Origin of the sequence: Ferroglobus sp. (genome assembly GCF_015521575.1) — an archaeon.
Taxonomy (GTDB): Archaea; Halobacteriota; Archaeoglobi; order Archaeoglobales; family Archaeoglobaceae; genus Ferroglobus.
In genome coordinates this window covers 1-8534 of the sequence record NZ_WANY01000151.1, presented here as the reverse complement: position 1 = coordinate 8534, position 8534 = coordinate 1, and the positions used below count along the sequence as shown (strand labels likewise).

Here is an 8534-nt window from a genome sequence, read left to right as displayed (position 1 = left end):
TATGTATGCTTATGAGGCTTTGATGACGTTCAAGATCGACAAGAAAATTTAAGCTATTTTTCCGCTGTATTAAACTTTGCAATAGCTTGGACGGTGGTAGTTGTATGAACATTGAGGAAATAAAGAGAAAAGTAGTTCCTATACTGCGAAAATACGGTGTCAGAAGAGCATCTATTTTCGGTTCAGCAGTCAGAGGAGAGATGAGGGAAGACAGCGACATCGATATACTCGTTGAAATCGACAGAGGTATTAGTTTACTCGACTTTGTGGCTTTGAAGCTCGAACTTGAAGATGTTCTCGGCAGGAAGGTTGACTTGGTTGAATTCGATGCGATTAAGCCGAGGTTGAAGGAGAGAATACTGAAAGAGCAGGTGGTGATAATTTGAAGAAAAGGGACGTTAAGGTATTTCTTGAGGACATCTTGGAGAATATCGAGAAAATAGAGGATTACACTGCAGATATTGACGAAGAAGAGTTTTATGGAAATTCTCCTGTTCAGGATGCCGTTTTGAGGAGGCTTGAGATAATTGGAGAGGCTGTGAAGAATAACCTGACGATTTTAGAGAGATGTGTCCCGATGTTCCTCGGAGGCAGATTGCTGGTATGAGAGACGTTCCCATTCACGCTTGTTTCGGTGTAAACCTCAGGAAGTTTGGAAAGTTGTTAAAGAGGACGGTACCAGAATTAAAGCTTAAGATTTTGAAGATTTTAGAGGGGCAGGTGATTAGATGGTAAAGCCGAAGGAGTTCCCGATAAAAAGTATGGAACAGAAGCTCTGTGGTTAAGAGAAAGAGATATCTGCCTCCTCGATTCTCACGAAGGGAAGTTTGAGGAGTTGAGAAATGCAAAGGAGCTCGTTGACGTTCCCACAAAGTCCTGTTGCTCTGGGAGAAAGAGAGAATGGACGAGATAATCGAAACTCTTCAAAAGACTGGCTTAGAGAAAGCCTACCTAACGACGGCAAGGAAAAAACTACTCAATGGATTTTTGACTGGCAAAAATAGGCTTGTAAGTGAAGCAATGAGCAAAGATGCCAAGCTTACAGACTTCTTTGAATGACGTCAAAAAAGATTTAAGTTTTTTAGATGCGAAAAAACAGATGATATGTTAGCCTTAGAGGACATTCTGAAAAAATTAGAAGAGAATCGAGAAGAAATTAAAAGATTTGGCGTTAAAAGGATAGGTCTGTTTGGCTCTTACGTGAGAGGAGAGCAGAGAGAAGATAGTGATGTAGATGTAGTTGTAGAATTTGAGGAAGGTCGGGCAACCCTTGAGAATTTTCTGAATCTGGTGGAATATTTAGAAAAACTACTCGGTAAAAGGGTAGATTTGATTACTAAGGAGGGTATAAGAAGCATAAGGATACATAGTATTCGAAAGGAGATCGAGGAGAGCGTTTTATATGTTCCGTAGAGGCGATAAAGAGTTCTTGCTTGACATACTTGAGGCTTGTAACAGAATTCTCGCCTATACGGAAGGCTTGACATACGATGAATTTTTAGAGGACATAAAAACTCAAGATGCGGTGCTGCGAAACATCGAAATCATAGGTGAAGCCGTAAAAAACATCTCGGATGAACTAAAAAGTAAGCACGGCGAAATAGAGTGGAGAAAGATAGCAGGAATGAGGGATAGACTCATACATTTCTATTTCGGAGTTAACTTAGACATCGTCTGGGATGTAGTCAGAAACAAAGTGCCCGAATTAAAGGAGAAGATTTTGAAGTTGTTGTCGGAATTGGATTGTCAAGATACTACCTCTGCATTATAGACGGCAACGAAACTCTTCAGCCAGTTCTGAACTGAATCGAAGAAACTGTTAAAGGAAACATGTTCCAGAACATCTTTGTCCTTCATTTAAGCGGAAAAACTTCAACTGCATTTTGCTTACCAAACTCTCATATTTATAACCCGATCTCAACAGTTTCAGGCTCATTTTCGCAGTAATTAAAAAGTTCCTTATGTAAAGACCTAGCTGTCAAGTAGTTTCTCGCTGTGCAACTCCCGTCAAAATCAATTCGTTTTTCTTTAACATCCACTACCGATGATTTTTATTTCCAGTAGGCAGCTCTTTTTATAACAAGGCATCTAAAAGTGAAAGCAAATTCCGACACGCTTTTATCCGAATAATAAATAGTGAAAGTTAATGTTGGAGAAAATGTTCTACCCTGAAGCTGTAGCCGTAATCGGAGCTTCGGCAGATCCAAGAAAGCTTGGGCATGTTGTTTTGAAGAACATAGTCGAAGGGGGCTTTAAGGGGAAAATTTATCCGATAAATCCGAAAGGGGGAGAGATACTCGGGTTGAAAGTCTACAAGAGCGTTTTGGAAGTTCCGGATGAAATCGATCTTGCTGTGATAATCGTTCCAGCAAAGTTCGTGCCCGATGTTATGGAAGACCTCGGCAAGAAGGGGGTAAAAAACGCTGTGATAATCACCGGAGGTTTCAGAGAGGCTGGTAATGAAGAGCTCGAAGAAAAAGTCGTTGAGATCGCAAGAAAGTACGGAATAAGGATTGTAGGACCGAATTGCCAGGGGATAAACAACACCCACCACAACTTCTGCGCTTCGTGGCCGCTGATAACCATGAAGGGGAAAATAGCTATCGCATCTCAAAGTGGAACAGTAGCGGCAGCAATGGCTGAGTGGAGTCAGAGGGATGGAATAGGGTTCTCCACCTTCGTGAGCTTGGGGAACAAAGCCGACGTGGATGAAGTGGACATAATCAATTTCTTCTCTAAAGATGAGAACACTGAAGTCATAGCTCTCTACATAGAAGGAGTCAGGGACGGAAGGAAGTTTATGGAAGCAGCAAAGAAATGCAAGAAGCCCATAGTCGTTTTAAAGCCCGGTGTGACTGAGAGGGGAGCTAAAGCCGTACAAAGTCACACTAAGTCAATGGCTGGAAGAAATGAAGTTTTCGATGCTGCATGCAAGCAAAGCGGGGTGGTAAGAGCTGAAAACCTTGAAGAACTTTACGACTTTGCAAAAGCTTTCGCTTATTTGAAACCTTTTAAAGGTGACAGAATTCTCATCGTAACGAGCTCAGGTGGCTCGGGAATTTTAGCGGTAGATGTTTTGGAGAGCAACGGCGTGAAAGTTTTCGAGGCAGACGAAGAAATTAAGTCGAGGTTGAAGGATATAGTTCCTCCCCACGGAATTCTCGACAACCCCATAGACCTGACTGGAGATGCTACTGCTGAAATGTACTTGGAGGTTGCTAAGGCAACTCACGATCTCGTGGATGCTTTCCTCCTAATCTTCGGCGATCCAATAGAGAATGCCGCCGATGCTACCGCTGAGATCGTGAAGCTCGGAAAAACCGTTGTGGTGGCATTTTTAGGTGGAGGAGATGTAGAAAGAAGAGAAGTTGAGAAGATGCACTCCTACGGAATTCCAGTTTTTCCAACTCCTGAGAGGGCTGCTAAGGTTTTAGTCGCTTTGAGGAGGTGGTCGGATGCATGAAATTATAAAGAGAGCTCTGAAAGAGAAAAGATATCCCACCGAGCCTGAGTGTAGAAAAATGCTTGAAGACTACAATATCCCCGTTCTCGATTACAGAGTTGCCAAAAGCGAAGAAGAAGCTGTAGAAGCTGCGGAAGAGCTTGGATACCCGGTGGTTATGAAAATCGTGTCTTCGAAGGGAGTTCACAAAAGCGATATAGGCGGAGTCGTGCTTGATATAAAGAGCAAAGATGAGCTTATGAATGCTTTTAAAAAGCTAACATCCCTCTCCTCCGAAGGAGTTTTGATTTCTCCGATGGTGAGGGGAATAGAACTTTTCGTTGGAGCTTTTCAAGACGAACAATTCGGCGGAGTTGTCGCCTTTGGAACTGGAGGAAAGTTCGTGGAAGTTTACAAAGACGTTTCTTACAGAATAACTCCGATAGATAAAGAGGAGGCTCTAAGGATGATAAAGGAGACGAAAGTTTACAGAATTCTATCGGGATACCGAGATGAGAAGCCGAGGGATATCGAAAAGATTGCAGAGCTTCTCGTAAATCTGTCGAGGCTCGTGGAGGAAAATCCGGAAATAAAAGAAATAGATCTGAATCCAACTTTTTCTCTACCCGAGGGAGTTTTTGTGGCTGACGCAAGGTTCATTTTATAATTTTTAATTCCACCCCCTGAACTCGTAGTATTCCTTCAGCTGAAGCTCGATGTCCGGCACATGCCCTTCACTCCCGCCTTCAACTGGCTGAAGGATTATCTTCGGCAGTTTGTCGTACTCCTTCCCTCTCCCAGCCAGTTCGTTGAACTCCCTCTTTTTGAGGAACGTCTTCTCTCCTATTTCGTATATTCTCTCAACAGAGTAATCAAGCCCCGTTGCCGAAGTCAGAAGAGCTGAAATCTGTTTGGGTTTAGCCGGAACGAAGACGCACATCACCAGCGAGTTAAAAATCTCAGCATAGTTTTGCATCTTAGCCGTTATTACTCCCTTCCCTTTGCTTTCGAATCTATCCTCGCTGACTATTCCGTACTCCTTGATCTTCATACCCATTTCCACATTGTACATTTGATGAGGCAAATGACAAGCTCCTCTGTTATTCGTAGCGTATGCAACCGCTAAACTTGAAAAAGCCCTCGGATCGTGCATGGGAATTTCCAACCCTCTTACGTGAGCTGCAATTCCCTCCAAGCCAAGCTTCTCTTCTATCCTCATAGTTCCCTCCGCAAGTAAATCTCCTATTCCTCTTCTGTAAGCGATGTCCTCTAAAAGCTGCTTAGCCTTTTCAGCCTCTCCAAATTTAATTCCGAAGTCCTTTATTCCCTCCTCGGTGAGATACATAGCCATTCCTATCGTAACTCCGGAGGATATCGTGTCCATTCCAAGAGAGTTCGCCAAGTGGTTCATCTCTATGAGAACCTCAGCCGAGTCTATCATCAAAAGAGAGCCGTAAGAGGCGAGAGTTTCATATTCCGGTAGGTGGTACTCCTCCCCTTTGTAGTTCAAAACCTTTCCGCACTTTATTGGACAACCTAAGCATCCGTCGTGCTTTTCGAAGTACTTCTCAACGATGTAGTTGCTCGAAATTTTCTCAGCTTTTCCGAAAACCCCCTTCGTGAAATACCTCACCGGCAAATCTCCGAACATTTCGGACGATTCAACGTAGCCTCCAGTACCTACCTCTTTCAGCATTTTGCCCATGAAACTCTCTTTAAATCTGTTTAAAAGATCGTTCATAGCCTTTCTATACTCCTCTATGTTCTTCGGCTCTGGCGTGAACTTCTCTTCTTTTGCAACAGCTATCGCCTTCAGATTTTTGCTCCCCATGACGGCACCCATTCCCGTTCTTCCAGCAGCTCTCGAATTGTCAACCAAAATGCATGCGTATCTGACAAGATTTTCTCCAGCTGGACCTATTGCAGCAACGCTAACGTCTCCCTCATCCCTTCTGATCTCCTCCTGAGTGTCGTAAGTCGTCTTTCCCCAGAGAGAAGATGCATCTCTTATCTCCGCTCCAGAAGAATCCACGTAGAGATATACCGGCTTCTCACTCTTCCCTTCAATTATTATTCCATCCCATCCGGCTCTCTTCAAGTAGGTGGCAAATTTCCCTCCAGAGCTGCTTTCCCCCCAGGCGTAAGTCAGCGGAGATCTTGCTGTAAACTGGGCTCTTGAGCATGAGAATGCAGAAGCTGTCAAAGGGCCTGTCATGATTATCAGCGGATTTTCCTTGCTGAAAGGCTCAGCCTTATAGCTCTCCATTTTCAAATGCAGATTTACAGCAACTCCTCCTCCACCGATGAACTCTTCGTAGAGGCTTTTTTCAGGTTCGAAAACCTTCACTTCCTTACTTTCCAAATTCACCCTCAAGATTTTTCCCGCATACACGCTATCTCCTCCAGAAGGTTTTTCAAATCCTCCTCTTCCGGAATAAGCGGAGCTGTGACTATGCAGCTATCCTCCATTGCTTTTTTAACTATCTCATTTATTTTACCTTCGAAATCAAACTCGAAAATTTTCTTAACACCGAACCTTTCCGAAAGTCTTCTCACTTCCTTCAGGATGTCAACGCCAACGTATTTTGACAGTTCGTCCAATCTTCCAACTCCTTTCTTTTTGTAAAATTCAAGAACCGGGTGGAGGAAAGCTGCCACGCTCTCTCCGTGGGGGATGTCGAAAATCGCTCCAAACGCGTGGGATAAAGCGTGAACCAAACCCACTTGAGAGTTGCTGAAAGCCAAGCCAGCTATCGTTGCCGAAATGTGCATTTTTTCCCTCGCCTCCAAATTTCCTTCGTAGGACTTTTCAAAATTTTTGAGGATAATTTCAATAGCTTTTACGGAAAGAGCATCGCTAAAGGGGTTGCTGAAGGTAGAAAGAAAAGCTTCGATTGCATGAGATAAAGCATCAAATCCCGTGGACACTACAAGCTTCTTCGGAAGTTTCTCAACGAAAACTGGATCGACAACAGCCAAATCCGGAATGACTTTTTCGTTCGCCATTATTATTTTTCTCTTCTCCCTTTCATCCCTCAGAACGATAGCCCAAGTTACCTCGCTTCCGGTTCCGCTCGTTGTTGGAATCGCAACAAAGTAACTCCTTCCCTTAAATCCAAGCTCTTCTAAATTTGTAAAGGGCGTTATTTCTTCCGGCTCGATGTCGACTTCAGACAGGATCCTTGCAGCCTTCACAAGATCTATTACGCTTCCTCCCCCCAAAGCTACGAGAATCTCGGGCTCCTTTTCCCTAATCTTTTCACTCAACTCCACGGCTTCCTCCTTAGACGGTTCCTTTGGTTTAACGAGAATAGTCTCGCTTTTTTCAAATATTTTCGAGACGAGTTCATCGTACTTAAGCGATGAGAGAGCTTCGTCTGTGATTATTAAAGCTTTCTTTCCAGAGAAGTTCTCAAGGACTTCAAGCGAATCTCTTCCGTAGGATATCTTTGGAGAGTTGAAATTCCACATTTTTATTACCCCGGAAATTCGGTCTCGACTTTTTGAGCGATCTCGACAAGAATTTTTGCTGCCCTCGCATACCTCATAACCTTAGCCATGCTGCCCTTCAACTTGAACTTCCCCGTTACCATCCCCTTTATCGGGTCTATCTCTCCAGCGATAAGCTTCTTCCAGTTAGAATACTTCCCTCTAAATTCGAAAGCTGCAGAAATTTTCGAAGGGTCTTCCACAGCAAACCCTTTCCTTGCTTTTCCGTGATAGAGGTCGAGGTAAACGTATAGAGGTTCTTTCAAACCCTCATCCGGCTCCACAACGAACAAAAAATCTCCCTCCCAGTCTTTCGCAGCTTCCTCGTACTCCTTACTCTCGTTCAGCAGCCTCATGTATTCTTTAACCCACTCATCGGAAAAGAACCGGGGCATGTAAGTATTTAGGACTCGAACAAATTTAATTTTTAATTTTTGAGAGAGTCAGCGAAGGGCATGTTCATCACTATTCAGAACCCGTGGGCTTCATCATCCATTTAAAAGGGCGAAACTTCTGCATATAAGGGTTGTTTTAGTAAAATTTATTTACTCCCGCCTCCAACCGAGATTATGGATTTCGAGAAAATAAAAAGGTACTTCTTGATGCTCATCTTCGCCGGATTAATGCTTGCGTCCATTCAAAACGCCGCATTATGGGCTTGGGTCGTTAGCTCAAACGCAATTCCACCAACTGAAGGGATCGCATACATAGTCGCTGGACTGATTGCCGCAGTTTTCGCCGGCTACGGATTCGTTAAGGTCATGACTTCCTAATTTTCGAAATTTTTAATAAAGCTGAATCTTTTCTGTCTTTAATGACGAGATTCATTAGGGGACTAAATTCCACGATGAACGATGAATATCAGCTGAATCTTATCAACATTTTAAAGCATGCAGCCTTAAGATTCGGGAAGAGAAGAGTAGTTTCAAAAAGAGAAGAGAAAGTTGTTACAACTTATAAAGATGTTTACGAGGACGTGAAGAGGTTGGCAAGCGCATTGGAAAACCTTGGATTTTCTGCTAAAGACAGAATAGGAGTTTTAAGCTGGAACACCCTCGAATTCTACGAGCTGTTTTTCGCCATTCCTTCTTTCGGAGCCGTTCTCCTCGAACTCAACTTGAGGCTTCATCCTGAGGAGATAAGTTACGTAGCCAACCACAGCGATGCCAAGTTGATTTTCGTCGATTCTCAAGCTAAGGAAATTGCCGAAAAAATTGCTCCGAAAGTTAAAGCGAAATTCGTGGGTATTGGCTGCGAGGATTTTGATTACACCTACCAAGAGCTTCTCAAGCTTGGGGATAAGAACTACGAGTTTCCAGTTATCGACGAAAGATCAGCCTGCATTTCTTGCTACACTTCTGGAACTACTGGAAAACCGAAGGGAGTTTACTACTCCCACAGAGCCGTGTTCTTGCACACTCTTGCTGTGGCTATAAACTTCTCCCTAAGCCACAGAGATACGTATCTGCAGCTCGTTCCCATGTTTCACGCAAACTGCTGGGGGATATTCTTTTCCGCAACGCTCACCGGAGCGAAGCTCGTTTTTCCCGGAAGGTACTCGATCGAGAAAATAGGAGAAGTGGTTAATTTAATAAGAGAGGAG

13 protein-coding genes are annotated in these 8534 nt (G+C 43.6%); 10 read left to right on the top strand and 3 right to left on the bottom strand.

Going from position 1 to position 8534, the window contains the following annotated elements:
• The first annotated feature begins 104 nt into the window (after nucleotides 1–104).
• The 8 genes from F7C14_RS06260 (at nucleotide 105) to F7C14_RS06225 (ending at nucleotide 4109) form a co-directional block, all read left to right on the top strand.
• Nucleotides 105–386 carry a nucleotidyltransferase family protein gene (locus tag F7C14_RS06260; protein WP_290900981.1) on the top strand — a complete coding sequence of 94 codons (282 nt, stop codon included), beginning with the start codon at nucleotides 105–107 and terminating at the stop codon, nucleotides 384–386.
• The gene (locus tag F7C14_RS06255) at nucleotides 383–607 is read left to right on the top strand and encodes a HepT-like ribonuclease domain-containing protein (protein WP_290900979.1); all 225 of its coding nucleotides are present in this window, start codon (nucleotides 383–385) and stop codon (nucleotides 605–607) included. Before F7C14_RS06260 ends, F7C14_RS06255 begins: the two co-directional genes overlap by 4 nt.
• Nucleotides 604–735, top strand: coding sequence for a hypothetical protein (locus F7C14_RS06250; protein ID WP_290900977.1), 132 nt, complete (start codon nucleotides 604–606; stop codon nucleotides 733–735). The genes F7C14_RS06255 and F7C14_RS06250 overlap by 4 nt, the downstream gene beginning before the upstream one ends.
• A gap of 165 nt (nucleotides 736–900) precedes the next feature.
• Nucleotides 901–1059 carry a hypothetical protein gene (locus tag F7C14_RS06245; RefSeq protein ID WP_290900974.1) on the top strand — a complete coding sequence of 53 codons (159 nt, stop codon included), beginning with the start codon at nucleotides 901–903 and terminating at the stop codon, nucleotides 1057–1059.
• 45 nt (nucleotides 1060–1104) lie between these two features.
• Entirely contained in the window at nucleotides 1105–1413 is a 309-nt protein-coding gene (locus F7C14_RS06240; RefSeq protein WP_290900972.1) for a nucleotidyltransferase family protein, read from the top strand.
• Nucleotides 1403–1771, top strand: a complete 369-nt coding sequence (locus tag F7C14_RS06235) for a DUF86 domain-containing protein (RefSeq protein ID WP_290900970.1) — start codon at nucleotides 1403–1405, stop codon at nucleotides 1769–1771. The genes F7C14_RS06240 and F7C14_RS06235 overlap by 11 nt, the downstream gene beginning before the upstream one ends.
• A 375-nt stretch (nucleotides 1772–2146) precedes the next feature.
• The gene (locus tag F7C14_RS06230) at nucleotides 2147–3463 is read left to right on the top strand and encodes a CoA-binding protein (protein ID WP_290900968.1); all 1317 of its coding nucleotides are present in this window, start codon (nucleotides 2147–2149) and stop codon (nucleotides 3461–3463) included.
• Complete coding sequence (locus F7C14_RS06225; RefSeq protein ID WP_290900966.1) at nucleotides 3456–4109, top strand: acetate--CoA ligase family protein; 654 nt, start codon at nucleotides 3456–3458, stop codon at nucleotides 4107–4109. Before F7C14_RS06230 ends, F7C14_RS06225 begins: the two co-directional genes overlap by 8 nt.
• Before the next feature lie 3 nt (nucleotides 4110–4112).
• On the opposite strand, the gene F7C14_RS06220 is transcribed toward F7C14_RS06225, so the two are convergent.
• From F7C14_RS06220 to F7C14_RS06210, 3 genes are read right to left on the bottom strand one after another with little or no spacing between them, the layout of a single operon-like run.
• Nucleotides 4113–5834: an aldehyde ferredoxin oxidoreductase family protein gene (locus tag F7C14_RS06220; protein WP_290900964.1), complete on the bottom strand. Its 1722-nt coding sequence runs from the start codon at nucleotides 5832–5834 to the stop codon at nucleotides 4113–4115.
• Nucleotides 5813–6913, bottom strand: coding sequence for an iron-containing alcohol dehydrogenase (locus tag F7C14_RS06215; RefSeq protein ID WP_290900962.1), 1101 nt, complete (start codon nucleotides 6911–6913; stop codon nucleotides 5813–5815). Before F7C14_RS06215 ends, F7C14_RS06220 begins: the two co-directional genes overlap by 22 nt.
• A 5-nt stretch (nucleotides 6914–6918) precedes the next feature.
• Nucleotides 6919–7326 (bottom strand): SCP2 sterol-binding domain-containing protein, encoded by a 408-nt coding sequence (locus F7C14_RS06210; protein WP_290900960.1) that lies wholly within the window; start codon nucleotides 7324–7326, stop codon nucleotides 6919–6921.
• Nucleotides 7327–7500: 174 nt separating this feature from the next.
• Between F7C14_RS06210 and F7C14_RS06205 the strand changes: the two genes are divergently transcribed.
• Nucleotides 7501–7704 (top strand): hypothetical protein, encoded by a 204-nt coding sequence (locus F7C14_RS06205; RefSeq protein ID WP_290900958.1) that lies wholly within the window; start codon nucleotides 7501–7503, stop codon nucleotides 7702–7704.
• Between the two features lie 41 nt (nucleotides 7705–7745).
• On the top strand, nucleotides 7746–8534 hold a 789-nt coding region (locus F7C14_RS06200; RefSeq protein ID WP_290900955.1), incomplete at its 3' end, for an AMP-binding protein.